14 protein-coding genes are annotated in these 16,589 nt (G+C 51.7%); 3 read left to right on the forward strand and 11 right to left on the reverse strand.

The window, feature by feature from the left end:
• Position 1 precedes the first annotated feature (1 nt).
• From TREAZ_RS05350 to TREAZ_RS05390, 9 genes are all read right to left on the reverse strand, one after another.
• Complete coding sequence (locus TREAZ_RS05350) at positions 2 to 835, reverse strand: ABC transporter ATP-binding protein (RefSeq protein ID WP_015710794.1); 834 nt, start codon at positions 833 to 835, stop codon at positions 2 to 4.
• Positions 822 to 1,871: an ABC transporter ATP-binding protein gene (locus TREAZ_RS05355; protein ID WP_015710795.1), complete on the reverse strand. Its 1,050-nt coding sequence runs from the start codon at positions 1,869 to 1,871 to the stop codon at positions 822 to 824. Before TREAZ_RS05355 ends, TREAZ_RS05350 begins: the two co-directional genes overlap by 14 nt.
• 2 nt (positions 1,872 to 1,873) lie before the next feature.
• On the reverse strand, positions 1,874 to 2,845 hold the full coding sequence (locus TREAZ_RS05360; protein WP_015710796.1) for an ABC transporter permease: 972 nt from the start codon (positions 2,843 to 2,845) through the stop codon (positions 1,874 to 1,876).
• Position 2,846: 1 nt separating this feature from the next.
• Positions 2,847 to 3,860, reverse strand: a complete 1,014-nt coding sequence (locus tag TREAZ_RS05365; RefSeq protein ID WP_015710797.1) for an ABC transporter permease — start codon at positions 3,858 to 3,860, stop codon at positions 2,847 to 2,849.
• Positions 3,861 to 3,921: 61 nt separating this feature from the next.
• Positions 3,922 to 5,685, reverse strand: a complete 1,764-nt coding sequence (locus tag TREAZ_RS05370; protein ID WP_015710798.1) for an ABC transporter substrate-binding protein — start codon at positions 5,683 to 5,685, stop codon at positions 3,922 to 3,924.
• 65 nt (positions 5,686 to 5,750) lie between these two features.
• A complete protein-coding gene (locus TREAZ_RS05375) occupies positions 5,751 to 6,749 on the reverse strand; it encodes a uroporphyrinogen decarboxylase family protein (protein ID WP_015710799.1) in 999 nt (332 codons plus the stop codon).
• A complete protein-coding gene (locus TREAZ_RS05380; protein WP_015710800.1) occupies positions 6,746 to 7,804 on the reverse strand; it encodes a hypothetical protein in 1,059 nt (352 codons plus the stop codon). Before TREAZ_RS05380 ends, TREAZ_RS05375 begins: the two co-directional genes overlap by 4 nt.
• Before the next feature lie 84 nt (positions 7,805 to 7,888).
• Entirely contained in the window at positions 7,889 to 9,661 is a 1,773-nt protein-coding gene (locus TREAZ_RS05385) for an ABC transporter substrate-binding protein (protein WP_015710801.1), read from the reverse strand.
• Between the two features lie 157 nt (positions 9,662 to 9,818).
• Positions 9,819 to 11,840 carry a DUF4139 domain-containing protein gene (locus TREAZ_RS05390; protein ID WP_015710802.1) on the reverse strand — a complete coding sequence of 674 codons (2,022 nt, stop codon included), beginning with the start codon at positions 11,838 to 11,840 and terminating at the stop codon, positions 9,819 to 9,821.
• Positions 11,841 to 11,937: 97 nt separating this feature from the next.
• On the opposite strand from TREAZ_RS05390, the gene TREAZ_RS05395 reads away from it, so the two are divergent.
• Positions 11,938 to 12,480 carry a methylated-DNA--[protein]-cysteine S-methyltransferase gene (locus TREAZ_RS05395; RefSeq protein ID WP_001899333.1) on the forward strand — a complete coding sequence of 181 codons (543 nt, stop codon included), beginning with the start codon at positions 11,938 to 11,940 and terminating at the stop codon, positions 12,478 to 12,480.
• On the opposite strand, the gene TREAZ_RS05400 is transcribed toward TREAZ_RS05395, so the two are convergent.
• Positions 12,421 to 13,650: a four-carbon acid sugar kinase family protein gene (locus TREAZ_RS05400; protein WP_015710803.1), complete on the reverse strand. Its 1,230-nt coding sequence runs from the start codon at positions 13,648 to 13,650 to the stop codon at positions 12,421 to 12,423. The two genes, TREAZ_RS05395 and TREAZ_RS05400, sit on opposite strands and share 60 nt — an antisense overlap.
• A gap of 37 nt (positions 13,651 to 13,687) precedes the next feature.
• Between TREAZ_RS05400 and TREAZ_RS05405 the strand changes: the two genes are divergently transcribed.
• Both TREAZ_RS05405 and pdxA read left to right on the forward strand, forming a co-directional pair.
• The gene (locus TREAZ_RS05405) at positions 13,688 to 14,968 is read left to right on the forward strand and encodes a nickel pincer cofactor-dependent isomerase, group 22 (RefSeq protein ID WP_015710804.1); all 1,281 of its coding nucleotides are present in this window, start codon (positions 13,688 to 13,690) and stop codon (positions 14,966 to 14,968) included.
• The gene (gene pdxA, locus TREAZ_RS05410) at positions 14,962 to 16,023 is read left to right on the forward strand and encodes a 4-hydroxythreonine-4-phosphate dehydrogenase PdxA (protein WP_015710805.1); all 1,062 of its coding nucleotides are present in this window, start codon (positions 14,962 to 14,964) and stop codon (positions 16,021 to 16,023) included. The genes TREAZ_RS05405 and pdxA overlap by 7 nt, the downstream gene beginning before the upstream one ends.
• On the opposite strand, the gene TREAZ_RS05415 is transcribed toward pdxA, so the two are convergent.
• Positions 16,024 to 16,587, reverse strand: coding sequence for a hypothetical protein (locus tag TREAZ_RS05415; RefSeq protein WP_015710806.1), 564 nt, complete (start codon positions 16,585 to 16,587; stop codon positions 16,024 to 16,026).
• Positions 16,588 to 16,589 lie beyond the last annotated feature (2 nt).

A 16,589-nucleotide genomic window follows, 5' to 3' on the forward strand; every position in this document is an offset into this window, starting at 1 on the left:
GCTAGACAGCTTTTTCCTTGTTCCTGCTGAAATCCCAGGGTTCGTAGATCTTGGGAACGTCACCCAAAAGCCGTTTGGTATAATCCGACTTGGGGTGGAGTATGGCTTCGTCCGCCGTGCCCCGTTCCACGATAATACCCTTTTCCATGATATAGACCGTGTCGGAAATGTAATAGGCCAGGCCAATGTCGTGAGTGATGAACACGATGGTCATGTTGATCTCGTCCCGCAGCTTGAGGAGCATATCGAGGATGGTGGCCCGGGAGCAGGCGTCTATCATGGAAGTAGGCTCGTCGGCTATGAGCAGACCAGGGTGAAGCATGAAGATACGGGCTATCATGAGGCGCTGCATCTGTCCGCCGGAAAGCTCGAAGGGGTATTTGTTGGAAAGTTCCTCGAACTTGAGATTGACGAACTCGCAGGCTGCTTTCATCTTTTTGATTTCTTCTTCTTTGCCTATATTCTTTAGCCCTTGAAGACGTATGCAGTCAAGAAGCACAGAATCCACCCGGTTAAAGATGTTGTAGGTAGAGAAGGGATCCTGGAAAATAGCCTGTATAGTCTGCCAGTACTGGCGCCGTTTGGTGTAGCTTGAGATATCCCTGGGCTTGCCTTCGAAAAAGATTTCGCCCTTGGTGGGCTTGAGGAGGCCCAGTACCATTTTCGCAAGGGTGGTTTTTCCGCTTCCCGATTCTCCCACTATGGAGACTATTTCGCCCCTGTGGAATTCAAAGTCAACATCATTTACCGCTATGGTTTTGTTGTCCCCATATCCGAATTCGCGGGTTAAGCTTTTTGCGCTTAAAAATATGTCGCCGTATTTATTTCTGGTCATGGCTGCCTCCCTTGTCATCGTCCAGGAGAGATGGAAGATCATTTTCGTAGATCCTGAAAAGATCTTCCAGCTTATGCCTGCACCGGTAACTCCTGCCAGGGCCGGCTTCCTGCTCGGGAACTTCGGCCTTGTGGCACTCTGCGTCTGCAAAACGGCAGCGTTCCGCGAAACGGCAGCCCGATGGCCTTAACTTGAGATTGGGCGGTGCCCCCGGTATGGCCATGAGCACATGCCCCCTGGTTCCTTCTTCCGGGACTATGATGGAATTCATAAGCCCCTTGGAATAGGGCATGATGGGGTCGAAGACCATTTGTTTGGCTGTTCCCCTTTCCACGATTTCCCCGGCGTACATGACCATGATGTCATCGGTAACATTGAAAAGCAGGGGAAGCTCATGGGTGATAAAGAGCATGGCCCGCACGAAACCCTTCTCCATAAGATCGTGGAGAAGCTTGATGACTATCTTCTGGGACGAAACATCCAGGGCCGACGAAGGCTCGTCGGCGATGAGGATCTTGGGGTTAAGGATGGTACTGATGGCAATAATGGTACGCTGCTTCATGCCCCCCGAAAGTTCCACCGCGTAATGATCCAGCACCTTATCGGGCAAGTTGAGAATGTTAAAACGTTCCCGGGCCAGGTTCCGCATTTCCGCTTTCGAAAGATCGGAGCCGTGGGCTTTGAGCACATCTTCGATAAACTTCATGATCTTCCGGGTAGGGTTCAGGGCGTTCATGGCCGCCTGGGGTATGTAGGCAATGTCCGAACCCAGCACCTTTGCCCTGATGGTATCGGGCTCAAGGGACGTGATGTCCTTGCCGTCTATGATAATGCTTCCGGATTCGTAATTCAGGGGAGGGAAGTAATAGCCCATGACGCTCATGGCCAAAGTCGATTTTCCGCAGCCCGATTCCCCTGCAATCCCCAATGATCTTCCTTCTTCCAGAGTAAACGAAACATTGTCCACGGAGCAGACCTTTTCGTTCATCCTGGTTTTATAATAGGTGGTCAGATTTTTGACTTCCAGCATCGCCATTGTTAGCTCCTTATCTGGGGATTGAAGATCTGATCCAGCCCCGAGTTCATCAGATTAAGCGAAAAAGTGATGAGGGAGATCATCAGGACCATGGGGAGGAAGGCCCACCAGTTTCCATTGAAAAGGGCGTTAAAACTTCCGGCCCAGTTCATCATAAGGCCCAGTGTCGCTACATTGCGGGGGCCCAGACCCAGCATGGAAATGGAAGCTTCCGAAAGGATGCCCGACGCCACTTGCAGAATAAACGCCATGACCACATAAGATGCGATATAGGGCAGTATGTCCTTGATGATGATTCTCGGCATGCTGTGGCCCGAAAGCTTTGAAAGGTTCACGTGGTCGCGGTTCCGCAGCGACGTGGTCTGGGACCGCACCGCTCTGGCTGTCCAGGGCCAGCTCGTAACGCCTATGATTATGCCTGTGGTAAGGAAGCTCCTGGTGCTGACGCTCACGGATACCAGAACCAGAATGACAAACGACGGTATTACGAGGAAGATATTGGTGATGCTCGAAAGGAAGTTATCGATCTGGCCTCCCAGATAGCCCGCCAATAAACCTATAGTAAGCCCGATGAGGGTAGCGATGGTTCCTGCCAAAAGCCCAATGACCAGGGATGTCTTGGTGCCTGCCACAAGCTGGGCCATCATGTCCCGGCCGAAGTTATCGGTTCCCAGTATGTGGAGCGCTATGGGCTGTTCCTTCTTTTCCGCCATGACCATGCCGAACTGCGCCAGGAGATCCGTTGTAGCCTGATCCACTTCGGCTACAGCGCTCGCCGCTTTTTGCCCGCCCTCTTTGTTCCGGTTAATGTATTCCACCATGTTGGGCCTTTCAAAGAAGCCCCCGGCCATGTCCAGAGGATCACGGGTATCAAACATAGGATAAATGGTGATGAGGAGGAGTATGATAACGATGACGCTGAAACCGAAGCAGAATTTGCCCGATTTGAAAACAGTTTTAAGAAAGTATCCCATATCAGCCCTCCTCCTGCTGGGTCATGCGTACCCTCGGATCAATAAGACCGCAGATAATATCCACGACGAAGTTCGCTATCAGCACAGTAACCGTAATAATCAGGGTGCACCCTGAAATCAGGGGGAAGTCCTGGTTTCGTATAGCCGTGAACATGGTGGTTCCCAAACCCGGATAGCTAAAGACAATTTCCGCGATAAGGTTGCCTCCTATCATGCTTCCCAAAGAAAGGGCAAGACCGTTGATCTGGGGCAGCATGGCGTTGCGGAACACATACCACACTATTTTTTTGTCTTTGATACCCAAAAGCCTTGAGTACTTCACGTAGTCGGCGTTGAGTTCGTATATGGACATTTCTCGCATACCCAAAGACTGGCCTCCAATGGCGACCAGCACCATGGTGAGGAAGGGCAGGCGGTAATGATCGAGTACCGAAAGTAAAAAGCCGGGATTCGCCCAGTTGGGGAGCATTTCAAATGAATAGGCAAGGCTCCCGGGAAAAAGTTTTAATTGATTTGAAAGGAAGTAGACATTCACGTACGCAAAGCCGAAGGCCGGTATGGCGCTCAGGAAAAGGAAGAGGGGGAAAAAGACCCTGTCAAAAACACCCTTCCTGTACGCGGTGAGGGCGCCCAATGCGTTTCCTACAAACCAGCCCACCAGTATTGCCGGTAGCTGGAGCATCAATGTCCAATGTATGCAGGAGCCTATGATGTCCGAGACGGGCCTCGGGAACTGGTAGAAGGACAGCCCCAAATTTCCATGGAACACATTGTTGACATAGATCAGGAACTGCTGCCACATGGGCTTGTCCAAACCGAACATGGACATATAGGTGTCATAGATCTTCTTGATCGCCGCCGCATCCGTCAGGGTGCCTGTGGCCTCAGCCACTATTGACGCCACAGGGTTCCCCGGAATAAGCCGGGGAAGCATAAAGTTGAGAAAAACCGCGATAAACAGGGTAACAAGATACCACCCGGTTTTCTTTAGCAAATACTTTTGCAGGCCTTTCAATTCATACCCCCTTCTTCAGAACAGTGAAGGGCGGCAAAATACGCCGCCCTTCTGTTATTGATTACTTAAGTTTGATGTTGTACAGGGCTTTTACGCCGTAACCATTGGTGCAAATCGTGGGCGGAATATTGGTTCCATCGTTGAGCTTGGGGAACCCTGTCCAAACAGAAGTATTCACTGTGTGGAATACACCGGGGCGGTACATGAGACCGGCGGTGGGCATTTCCTGGAGGTAGATGATATTGAGCCTGGTCCAGAGCTGCTTAACCTTGGCGGCGTCAGTCTCGGAGGCAAGCTGGTTGATGATCTGGTTGGCTTCCTGGTTCACCCAGCGGCCCCAGTTCTGTACCCGGTTGGGGGTGCCAACAGGAGAAATATCCTGGGAGCCCAAGGCCGCATAGGCCCTGTTCCAGGGGGAAGCAGCGCCGGTACCCCCGGGGCTGTCCATGAGAATATCGAAAGAGGTGTTGTCTTTGTCCTGCTGCCAGATATTGGCTTCGGGGAAGTAAGTCTGGATATCCATGCCCAGTTGGCGGGCGGATTGGGCCACTACTTCGAGGGAGGCGTTCCAGTCTGACCAGCCGTAGGGACATTCGGCCTGGAAGGCAAGCCTGACGCCGCCTTTTGCGCGTATGCCGTCTGCGCCCTTGACCCAGCCGGCCTGATCCAGGAGCTTGTTGGCCCCTGCAATATCAACACCCGACCACTGATAGGGTTTCAGGGCATTGGTATCGATGAGGGCCTGCTCTGCGGGAACAGGGAGCATGAGGGAAGGCACCATCTTGGCGGTATAGCCTGACATGGCGTTGGTTCCGATCATGTCGTAGTCCAGGGACATGGCAATGGCTTTGCGTACCGCAGGATCATTCAAACCGGGCTTGGTGCTGTTGAAAATGATCATGGGGATAACACCGGGGAAGTAGTAGGGCGCCTGGGGTATGTAGGTCTCGATGGGAGCAGTTTCCATCATTTTCCATACCTGGGGCATAAATTGCTGGTTAACGTCGATCATGTTGGCCTGGAATGCGGCAGCCGCAGAAGCATTGTCTTTGTAAAGATTCTGGGCAATGTACTTGGGGGCAGGAAGCTTTCCATTCCGTGAAGCATGCTGGCCCCAATAGGTATCGACCCTCTGGATTATGAGCATGGTTTCGTCATTGAAATAGGGCTTGTAGGGGCCGGTGCCTATACAGTCCCAGGCAGGATCCTGCAGCATGGCTGAAGCGTCGCTGGGCAGGTTTTTCTTGTCCCAATAAGCCTTTGAGGTTATAGGCAGGGCGCTGATGGATTCTTCCATATATTTCGGATTGAAATTGGATGCCTTGCCCTTGAGCACTACGGTGTAGTTGTCCGGCGCAGTGACCGTATCAAGGTAGGACCAGTACCCGGCATAGGGAGTAGCGTAGGTTTTTTGCAGATTATAGGAATTGACCACGTCCGCAGCAGTCAGGGCGCTGCCGTCGCTGAACTTTACATTCTTGTTCAGCACCACAGTCAGGGTCTGACCGTTCCAGGTATAGGAATCGCCGATATGGGGATAGAGTTTTCCATCCAGCAGGTTGTAGAGAAAGAGAGATTCAAATACTACCTGCACATCCTTTGCAATAAAGGAATTGTTAGGGCTGCCGTAGGGGTTGTAGCCTGTGATGGGACCCCACTGGTTAAAGTAGTAAAGGGTTTCCCTGCGGGGAAGGGTGGTAGCCGAAGGAGCGCTTGCTCCTCCGGTGCTTTGTCCGGCAGGCTGGCTGCCGCCGCTTGCAAAGACTGTCCCTGCTGCGATAATCAGCACAAGGACGGTCAATACAAAAGTTCTCATCATTTTCATAAATGACTCCTAAGAGATAAATATTTTTACAGATAAAATCTGTAATTTCCAAGACATTCGCCGCATCAGTTGAATTTAACGCCGTATTCCCTGAGCCGCCCGAGCTCCGCAAGGGCCTTTTCTTTCGAGTCCGCCCCGGCTTGCAGCACGCCCCTGGCTTTAAAATCATAACACTCGTTCTGAGTCGGCGCAGCCCAAATAGGCGGCCCCTCCCTGAAAAAAACAGAAGCATCCCTGATGATCTTGTCAGGCTGCCCCAGATTAAGGAGGGTAAGACCGGGGATCTCTTTCAAAAGACCCCACTGGTGCTTTGCGTTGGCGCAACAGTGCATCCCAATTCTGCCGCCGTAACGGGCAGATAAATCGCAGAGGGTCGGAATCGAAAATTCCTTGCATAGATCGGTACTGATAGAACCAATTTCATCTTCAGAAAGGGTAACGCCGTAGGGCATATAGTATTCAGGGTAATGGGCAATAAAATTTTTGCCGAATGTTTTAAACCAGAGATCCAGAAATTCAGTCAGAAGCTTATACACCATGGCGATAAGATCCTTTACCGCTTCGCTTTCTTCGTACATGGACACAAAGAAATCGACCTTTTCCCAGATTATGGCCGCAATGTCCAGAGGGCTTTGAATATCAGGCAGCTGAATGAGCGCTTCCGGGGCTGCGGCTTTTAGTTTTTGCGCATATTCAAAAACCTTCATCAGAGACGTATCTTCAAGTTTTGGCTGTTTTAGCTTCGCCGCTTCTTCTGCGCTCGAAACGAGGGGCCTGGCGTAAGGATTATTGTCACCGGGATAAAAAACCGGACAGCCAAAGGCCCCGGCGAAAATATCAGTTCCCATGAGGGTGGTGACACAGGGAACCCTGTCGTCGTCCAGCCAATTCATGGCGTCCATCTGCACACGATACCTGTTGATATCCCAGTTGAAGAAGGCGTCCATAGTATCGGGTGACGGGAAGGGCCTGACGCCGAACTCCGCGAGTTCAATGAGAACCATGGTACGTGTTTTTCCATCATAAAAATCGCACCATTTCTGTTTTCTTTCTTCGATATTCATGCCTGTTCCTTGCTATAATCCTGAACTATTTTGAATATTCTGTCTGCTTCTTCAGGGTTCTTGCAGGCAGTATTGATAAAAAGCCCTTTTGCGGAAAGATTTTCCAAAAGGGGCTTTACATATTCGGGGCGTATGATAACGAGGAGCAGCATGCCGCTTTGCTGGATTTTCTTCAGCGCCTCAAGCTGTTCAACGGGCGAGGGCTGGCCTTCCACAAAGGTATATTGAATCATTTTAAGATTTTTTATCTTTAATAATTTATCCAGGTGCCTAAGCTGTTCCCTACCGTCAAGATGATAACAGGGATACTCCAGAATTTGCGACTGCGCCTCAAGTTCGCCCAAAACAAATTCGCTGAACTGGCCGGGCGAAAGCATCACCGAAATATCCGACTGCATCTGGGAATGGAGGCCCCTGGCCCAGGAGCCCATCCAGCCGATGCAGGAACCGCCGTGATTGTTGTCCTTTATTGCATCATAAGTGTCGCGTATGATTTCTTCCCATGCATGCTGAATCAGTTTTAGCTCTGCTTTAACCTTGCCGGGGTCTTCGAGCATATCGATCATGAGCTGCTCGCTGCCCCTTAAATGGGCCAAGGCGTCGAGGTTTCCGCAGCAGTCGGGCATGGAAAGAATAAATTCATCGCTGCTGTTGTCCGCCAAATACTTGGCAAGGTTTACTGTGGATTTATATAGAAAAGAATCTTTGGAAAACCGCAATTCTTCTTTTTCGTCAATGGGAAAGAACCAGACCGTTTCGGCAAACTGGTGCCGTATGTTGTTGAAAAACCCGGCGTGGCCTGCTGCGCCAAGGTAAACGGGGATGAGGGGATACGCTTCCCCCAGGTAATAGGTATTTTCGGAATCTATTCTGTTCTGCTTAAGACGGGTTTCCCCATCGGTCCATGCTTTTACAATATCTTCATAACTTGAATACTCAGGCGCTTTGGAAGGCCCTTTAGGCGCAGTAATTCTTATGGCGCAGCGGCCGAAATACTCATGATTCCAGAAAAATTCAAAATGTTTTTTTATAATATCAAAATCAACATACTTCATGTGGTGTCCCGCTCTGATGGTTTTGCAAAAAGTCCACAGGCTTTTAAGGCTCTGTGGACTTTTAAGTACAGATTCTAAGTTGGCTTACTTTGCTTTGAGGTTATAGAGGGCTTTGATACCGTAACCATCGCAGCAAATCGTGGGCGGAATGTTGGAACCGTCGTTGATCTTGGGGAAGCCTGTCCATACGGAGGTATTCACTGTGTGGAAAAGGCCGGGGCGGTACATGAGGCCGGCAGTGGGCATTTCCTGGAGATAGATGATATTGAGCCTGGTCCAGAGCTGCTTAACCTTGGCGGCGTCAGTCTCGGAAGCAAGCTGGTTGATGATCTGGTTGGCTTCCTGGTTCACCCAGCGGCCCCAGTTCTGTACCCGGTTGGGAGTCCCGGCAGGGGGAATATCCTGGGAACCCATGGCTGCATAGGCCCTGGTCCAGGGAGAAGCAGCGCCGGTACCCCCGGGGCTGTCCATGAGAATATCGAAGGTGGTGTTGTCTTTGTCCTGCTGCCAAATGGGGGATTCGGGGAAATAGGTCTGGATATCCATACCTAAAGCGCGGCCCGACTGCGCCACTACTTCGAGAGAAGCGTTCCAGTCCGCCCAACCATAGGGACATTCAGCTTTGAAAGAAAGTTTGACTCCGCCCTTAGCGCGGATACCATCAGCGCCCCTGACCCAGCCGGCCTGATCCAGAAGCTTGTTAGCTCCTGCAATATCAACGCCCGACCACTGATAGGGTTTCAGGGCTTCGGTGTCGATGAGGGCCTGCTCTGCGGGAACAGGGAGCATGAGGGAAGGCACCATCTTGGCAGTGTAGCCTGACATGGCGTTGGTTCCGATCATGTCGTAGTCCAGGGACATGGCAATAGCCCTGCGTACCGCAGGATCATTCAAACCAGGCTTGGTGGTATTGAAGATGATCATGGGGATAACGCCGGGGAAGTAGTAGGGGGCCTGAGGTATGTAGGTCTCTACCGGAGCGCCGCTTTCCCAAATGCGCCATACCTGGGTGATGAACTGCTGGGACATATCAACCTGTCCGGCCCTGAAGGCTTCATCACCCGAAGTGTTATCTTTATACACATTGTGGGCCACGTATTTGGGTGTGGGAAGCTTTCCATAGCGGGAAGCATGTTTGCCCCAATAGTTATCGTTCCTGACGATTACCATCTTGGTGTCATCATGGAAGTAGGGAAGATAAGGGCCCGTCCCGATGACATCCCAGCCTACGAACTGGATCATGGCGGAAGGATCGCTTGAGAGATTCTGCTTGTCCCAATACGCCTTGGAGGTAATGGGATGGGCGGAAATGGCGGCTTCAACGTATTTGGGATTGAAGTTTGAGGGTTTGCCCTTGAACACTACAGTGTAGTTGTCCGTGGAGCTCACGCTGTCCAGATATGCCCAATAGCCCGAGGCGGCAATGGAGTATTTCTGGGCCAGGACAAAGGAATTTACCACGTCCGCGGCTGTCAGGGCCGATCCGTCGCTGAATTTGACGTTCTGATTCAGCTTTACCGTCAGGTTTTGGCCGCTCCAGGCGTAGGAATCGCCAATCTGGGGATAGAGTTTGCCGTCCAGCATGTTGTAGAGGAACAGGGTTTCGAACTGGAGCTGGCGCTCGCCGCCGATAAAGGCGTTGTTGCTGTTCCCGTAAGGGTTGTTCCCGCCGGGGGCGCCCCACTGGAGGCCGTTATAGTAAAGAGTTTCTTTCCGGGGGAGCGTATCCACCGAAACAGCGCCGCTGCTGCCCGATGCTGCGGGTGCGGCGCCCGACTGGCTGCCGGACGCAAACAATGCGCCGCAGACCACCATCAGAACGATGACGAGTGAAATGATTTTTCTTGCTGTTTTCAAAATTCCCTCCTAGGATAATTTAGAATAAAACTTATATAATTATCCACCCGTTCTTTCAGTCTGTCAACTTTTTTTTTCGTGAGATAATGGAGTTTATTGAGAAAAATGATATAAAATCGGAGATATACCCGGTGCGCCGCACAGGCAAGGCCAATGCCTATATTTCCCTCAGCTCGCTTTCCCCCACAAATTTGATGAATTCCTCCCGCGAGGCTTGGGCCTTCTTTTCCAGGCTTAAAATTTCTTCATCCAGGGAGTCTATCTTTTCGTCGATGCCATCCATGCGTTTAAGGTACTTCTGCCCTTGGGGGCTTGTGCTTCCGGCGGACTCAAGGTTTTTCCGCACCCTCTCCTGGTCTTCGATGAGCTTTTCCCTTTTGCCTTCACGCTCTTCCTTTTCTACAGTGGCATTTTCCTCTTTTGCTTTCAGATCCGCTGCTTTGCGGAGGAAATCGCATACATCTTCCGGGAATCCCCCGGTAGTCGAATATTCAAGGAGACTGGTATTGTTCCCCCTGTTAAGGATTATAGATGCGGATACGGGCTTTTCTTCTTTTACAGTGAACACAGTTTCGCTGTTGGGCTTTAATTCCATTTTAAAGCGGTAAAGCGTAAATGTTTTTTCATCATACGAGGAAGGTTCAGAGAGTTTTGCCCCGGAAGCAATGGGATGCTCGATGATGAGTTTCTTTGATTCCGACGATGCATTTCTTATTGTATAGGCATTTGTGTAAACATATCGCTTTTTTATCTGCAGGCATCCCGGGATAATGGCCGCGCCGGTTATCGCCTTTTCTTCCGAACAGGCAAGGCTTCCCGATACAGTAAGATCATCGCCATAGGAGATGATGCGCTTTTCATTCTCGGGGAAGAATTCGATCAGCGCATCCCCGGCATACCCGTTATCATAGACCGAAATGGGGCCTGCGGGCAGTTTCATCCCTGTGGTATTGACAAGCTCAACGCTGATAGCCGGATGCAATGTCCCGCCTTCCCTGGCTTCGACGCCGTTGAATACCAGGGTTTTGCCGGCTTCGATTTCCGCTTCTACCAGGGGGAACATGGCGCTTCCCCGCCTGGCAAGGCTCACCGGCCGCTTGAGGGTAAACTCGAACTGGTCGCCTGTATCCCTGGCCTGGGCGGTTTCTACAGCGCCGCCGGAAACATCTTCGTCCTCAATTTCATCATCCGTTTCGCTATTAAAACTACCAAGGTAGTTGGAAGCGATACTGTTTTCTTTCATGCCGCCGGATGCAAATGCCTGAGTAATATCCTCCCTGACTGTTGACCTTCTCCTGGAGAATGAAGGGTATGCATCGGCTGCCTCAGTCCCCGATTCGTAGGTTCTTGCCTTGGCAATGCCCGCGATGGCCAGGGGCAATTCGGGCCTGTCCGTGCGGTATGGCGCATAGAGGTTTTGGATAAACGAAACCGGCCTGCCTGTGACCAGGGAAAGCTCGACGCCATCCCAGTCGGTATCGCTGTCGTTGTCAACAATAGCCCAGCCCTGGAGCATTGGCTGCCTGCCCGCAAGCTCAAGGCGGTAGCCCACCTTCCAGACCGGCGTGGGGATCACATAGCTGAGGGACACTTCTCGCTTCCCTTCCCCGGTCAGGGAAAGGAGGAGGTTCACATTGTCCTTGTCCCTGGCCCCAAGGATGAGATCCAACGCCCGGTTTAAGTCGGCGTTTATTTTTTCATCTTTGAAAGAAAAAGAGGCTATATCTTTTAACGCAATGGATTTGATCCCCTGGCCGGTAACCAGGGTAAGCCACGCGTTCTGAATCACCGGTTTCTCCCCGAGCTCATAGGCTTCGCCGGGGCGGGCCTCCCTGTATTCGGTACTGAGAATGCGCCCCGTGATCGGCCCCGGCACTGACACTTCGATTTCAGCTCCGGTCATTGAATTGAGAAGCTCCGCGATACTATCGCTGCCTGAAGGGTCGATTTTAAGGCTCTTCAATGACTGCCGCAAAGCTTCTTTGGATGAGTAGCTCACCGTAGGGAAGTCCGATGCAGGATCGTTCACAACCAGGGACTTGAGGGCATCATTGACCGCATCCTCCCTGAAGGGCAAATTAATTGATGCAGCTTTTTCTATGCTGCCCGAATGCCTGAAAAACCCTACCCCCGAAGAGAAAAGGGCTATGCGTTCAACCTTAAGATCCTTTCCTTCCATAATAATGCAATAATCGCATAGCATTGGATTTCTGTAAATACGAGCCCTCTGTCCGAAAATGGCTAGTATTTCCCTTTTCCTGTTGTATAATTGGTCAATGATTTATACCAGCACCTTAAAGACGCCCCTGGGGCCGATAACCGTGGCAGCGGAAAACGAAGCCTTGACCGGATTATGGTTTTTTAATCAAAAATACTATCCCTGCCAAACGGCAGAATGGATTGACAAATCCGATTATCCGCTTTTTAAATCCCTGGACAGCTGGCTGGGCGATTATTTTGCAGGGAAAAACCCGAAACTTGATTTTAAACTGAACCCCTGGGGAACGGTTTTTCAGAGAAGGGTGTGGAACAAACTTTTGAAAATCCCCTATGGAAAAACCAGCACCTATGGGGCTATCGCGGCGCAACTTGAGGCGGAAAAGAGATCCTCTCCCAGGGCTGTGGGAGGCGCCGTGGGGCATAACCCCATTTCCATACTCATTCCCTGCCACCGGGTCATAGGCTCATCGGGAAACATCACTGGTTATGCAGGGGGAATCGACAAAAAGCTGGCCCTGCTCCGGATTGAACAAATCTTTTTAAGCCCTCAGGTACGAGATGATATTGACAAGGGAGTTTTCAGAACCGAAGGCCCCTGATTTGGCAACAATGGTCATCCTTTTGCCCTCGCCTCCCCAGGCATTGGCTAAAACCACGCCCGGTTCTATCTCGGCAAGGGGGGTGATGCGATCCATGCAGAGTGCCTCCATAAGCGCGAGGAGGGTGTCGCCTCCGAAAACGGAAACGCTGAGTTCCCCTGAGCCGCGTATTGCAGAAGCAGCAAATCGCGCAAGGCCCTTGGCGATTTTTCCGGCGGAAAGGCTGTCCTGAGTCCTGGGAAGATCCCCGTTGGTAGAGACTATGCAGGATTTGTCATTTTTCAGATGGGTTCGCACTTTTGCTGCCAATTTTTTTGCCTCCTCTGATTCGGTCCGGAAATCAATGAGCATGGCGGAAGAAATCTTTACGAGGGGCACACCGCTTAAAGACGCCTTCTCAATCTGTTCAACTGAAGCAGGGTGGAGGCTGCCTGAAAGCGCGAGCAGGGGCAGGGAAGGATTCGGAATGAGGCTGTGGGTGTCCGGAATCTCCTGGCGTGCAAGGGGCAGCAAGGCCATAAGCACCCTGGCAAACCCTGCGCAGCCTGCGCTTGCTTTTAGAAGCCCCTCTTTTTTTAGCAAATCGCCAATGGCGTCCATGGCGCTATTTTCCCTGCAATCGAATACGCCAATACCCCGCCTTTTTTCTCCCCCTGGGAGTGAGCCATCCTGGGGAATGGAAATGACAGGAAGATTTGATTCCTGGGCTATGATGTCCTGTACGGCGCTTGAGCCTATGGGGTTTAGGGGATCGCGAGCCATGGGGGTTTGATCAATGGGGGTGCCGTTCAGGAGTTGGCGGCCGGCTTCAGTGGTCCTGCCAAGATCGGGGTATGCGGGTATGAAGGGCAGGAAATCAATGCCTCCGGCTTCCATCAGCGCTTCAAGCTCGCAGCCAATATGGCCCCGGAGGCAGGAATCGGTTTTTTTATACACAAAAGGGATGCCCCGGGCAAATCCGGCCAGTGTAAAAATTCGCTCCCTGGCCTGGGCTGGGAGAAGGTGGCGGGAATCGGTGTTGATCACCAATACCTCTGCCCCAGGATTGTTTTTTCCTTCTGCATAATTTGGGAAGGGGTATACGTCAGTCGGGATTCCTGCCCGGGAAAACTGAACCCCTGTGTCCAGGGCGCCAGTAAGATCGTCTGCCAGGATCAATAACTTGTACATAAGGGCCTCAATCTATAGAATTGCGAAAGGTAGGTCTATGTATAACATTATTCCGAAATTGTGCAATGAGATAAAGCTCCCCCGTATGCTCAAGGTAAAGCAGCTTTTTGATACTGACAAGATCGAAGCGGACCGCATCAACGAAGCTGTCCTGGCGGAATTGTCCCGGCCCCGCATCGCTGCCCGCATCAAACCGGGCATGAAGGTTGCCATTACCTGCGGCAGCAGGGGTATCAGCAATATCGCCCTCATTATAAAAAGCATTGCAGGTTTTGTAAAATCCAGGGGCGCCCATCCCTTTATAATCCCCGCCATGGGAAGCCATGGCGGGGCTACTGCCGAGGGCCAAAGAGCCCTCATCGAAGGCTACGGCGTCACCGAGGATTTTGTGGGCTGCCCCATTGTGTCGTCCATGGAAACCGTGGTTATAGGAAAAAGCGAAGAAGGCCACGGGGTGCGCTTAGACCGCAATGCCGCGGAAGCGGACGCCATAATTGTGTCGGGCAGGATTAAACCCCATACGGATTTTAGGGGAACCTACGAAAGCGGCCTTATGAAGATGATGACCATAGGCCTTGGGAAAAGGGAAGGCGCCGATATGTGCCATGAAAAAGGCTTTGGCCATATGCACAGCATGATGCCCCTCTTTGCCCGCTGCATACTTAAGAACGCCCCCATAGCCCTGGGCCTGGGGATTCTGGAAAATGCCTATTACGAAACCTATAAAATTGTTGCCCTGGAGCCTGAAGAATTCGAAACCCGGGAGCCTCTGCTTCTTGAAGAAGCCAGATCCCATCTGCCCCTGATCCAGTTCGATTCAGCCGATGTGCTTGTGGTAGACCGCATAGGCAAAGATATTTCGGGAGACGGCATGGACCCCAATATAACCGGGGCAAACCACTGCACACCCTATGTTTCAGGGGGCCTTAAAGCCCAGCGCACGGTTATCCTTGATCTGACCGACGCAACCCACGGGGCCGCCTTTGGCGTCGGGATTGCCCACACTACCACAAGGCGGCTTTTTAATAAAATCGATTTTGAGGCTACCTATATCAACGCAATTACTGCCACAGTTCTGGACTTCGCGCGCATCCCCTGCATCCTTGACACTGATCGCGAGGCTGTGCAGCTTGCGGTAAGAACCTGCAACGGTATTGATAAACAGCAGCCCCGCATCATCCGCATTCCCGACAGCGTCCATACCAGCGAAATTTGGATATCCGAGGGGATGAAGCAGGAAGCGGAGAAAAACCCTCGTCTTGAAATTCTTGCCCCCCCGGAAGCCTGGCCTTTTGACAAAGACGGGAATTTATGGTAAACAACAGCGATGGGCGGCCCCGCATAGGCATCACCCTGGGAGATCCTGCGGGCATAGGCCCTGAAATCGCCATTAAAGCCCTTTCCCATAATGAGGTTTACGAAGAATGCGTTCCGGTGCTTATCGGGGACACCCTGGTTATCGAGGACGCACTAAAAGTAACACATAAAACATTTACGCTTAATAAGATTTCTGCCCCGGAGGATGCCCAGGGCAGGCCGGGCACAGTCGATTATTTCCCTTGCGGTATTATTTCCCAAAAAGGAGATTATGCCTTTGGCGCTCTGGGGCTCAAATCAGGGGAAGCTGCCTTTCAATATGTGGTCAAGGGAATTGACCTTGCGATGAAAGGCGAAATCGCCGCGGTTGTTACCAATCCTATCAACAAGGAAGCGATACATCTTGCAGGCCATGAATTCGCAGGGCATACGGAGATCTTCGCCCATTATACCAACACAGAAGATTACGGCATGCTCCTCAGCGCGGGGGGCAGCACGGGACTCAATGTAATACATGTTACCACCCATGTGTCCATGCGCCGGGCCTGTGATCTGATTACCGAAAAGCGTGTCCTCGCAGTGATACGCCTTGCGGGCGAAGCCCTAACCCTGATGGGAAAGGAAAAAAGGCGGATTGCGGTAGCGGGCCTTAATGCCCATGCCTCCGAAAACGGCCTGTTCGGAAAAGAGGAAGAAGAGAGCATAATCCCGGCGATTAAAAAAGCCAGGGCAGAAGGCCTCGATGTCACAGGCCCTGTGCCCCCTGACACGGTCTTTGTAAAAGCCCTGGGCGGGGCTTTTGACATAGTGGTGGCCATGTACCATGACCAGGGTCATATCCCCCTAAAACTTTGCGGATTTAAAATGGATCCTGCCACAGGGCTGTTTTCCCAGGTCTCAGGCATCAATACTACCATCGGCCTCCCCATCATCAGGACTTCGGTCGATCACGGCACTGCCTTTGACAAGGCCGGCAAGAACGAAGCCAACGAAGAAAGCCTTCTGGACGCTATCGCCATGGCTGTGACCATAGCCAATAACAGAAGAAAAGGATAATCAGTCTCCGAAGTCCGCCTTGAACGCCATGGTGGCCTCGAGGGTCTTCGCCACTTTCTCGGAAGCTTTTTTGGCATCAGCCTGGGGAACACCCGCATCCTTGTTGAAGGACTTCTCGAAGAAAAGGGCCATGGTGCTATAAAGATCCGGCAGATCGTAGAACACAAAGGAAACATTAAAGCCCGAGGGCTTTGCGATTGTGAAGGAAGAGAGGGAATCGTTGGGCTTTTTCCCGATATAGATCTTCACCTGGTTTTTTGCGGTGATAAGATCAAGCTCGCTGAAGCGGAGAGGGATCTGGTCAGTCTTGTCCCTCAGGTAAGGCTCGGTGCCCTTTTGCGGATACGACGCCGGTTCAAGGAGCAGGTGCAGCTTTTTACCGCTGGACTGGAAGGTCAAGCCCGCCCCGTCGGGGTAGATAGCCTTCACTCCTGAATAAGAAATAACCTCGTATATGGAATAACCGGTATTTCCGTTGATGAAGGACGAAACGATATACGCTTTATCCTTGGGCAGCTTCTCCTGGGCAAAAGCCTCGAACAAGTCCATCGCTTTAATAGCCATGT

The organism is Leadbettera azotonutricia ZAS-9, from assembly GCF_000214355.1.
Lineage (GTDB): Bacteria > Spirochaetota > Spirochaetia > Treponematales > Breznakiellaceae > Leadbettera > Leadbettera azotonutricia.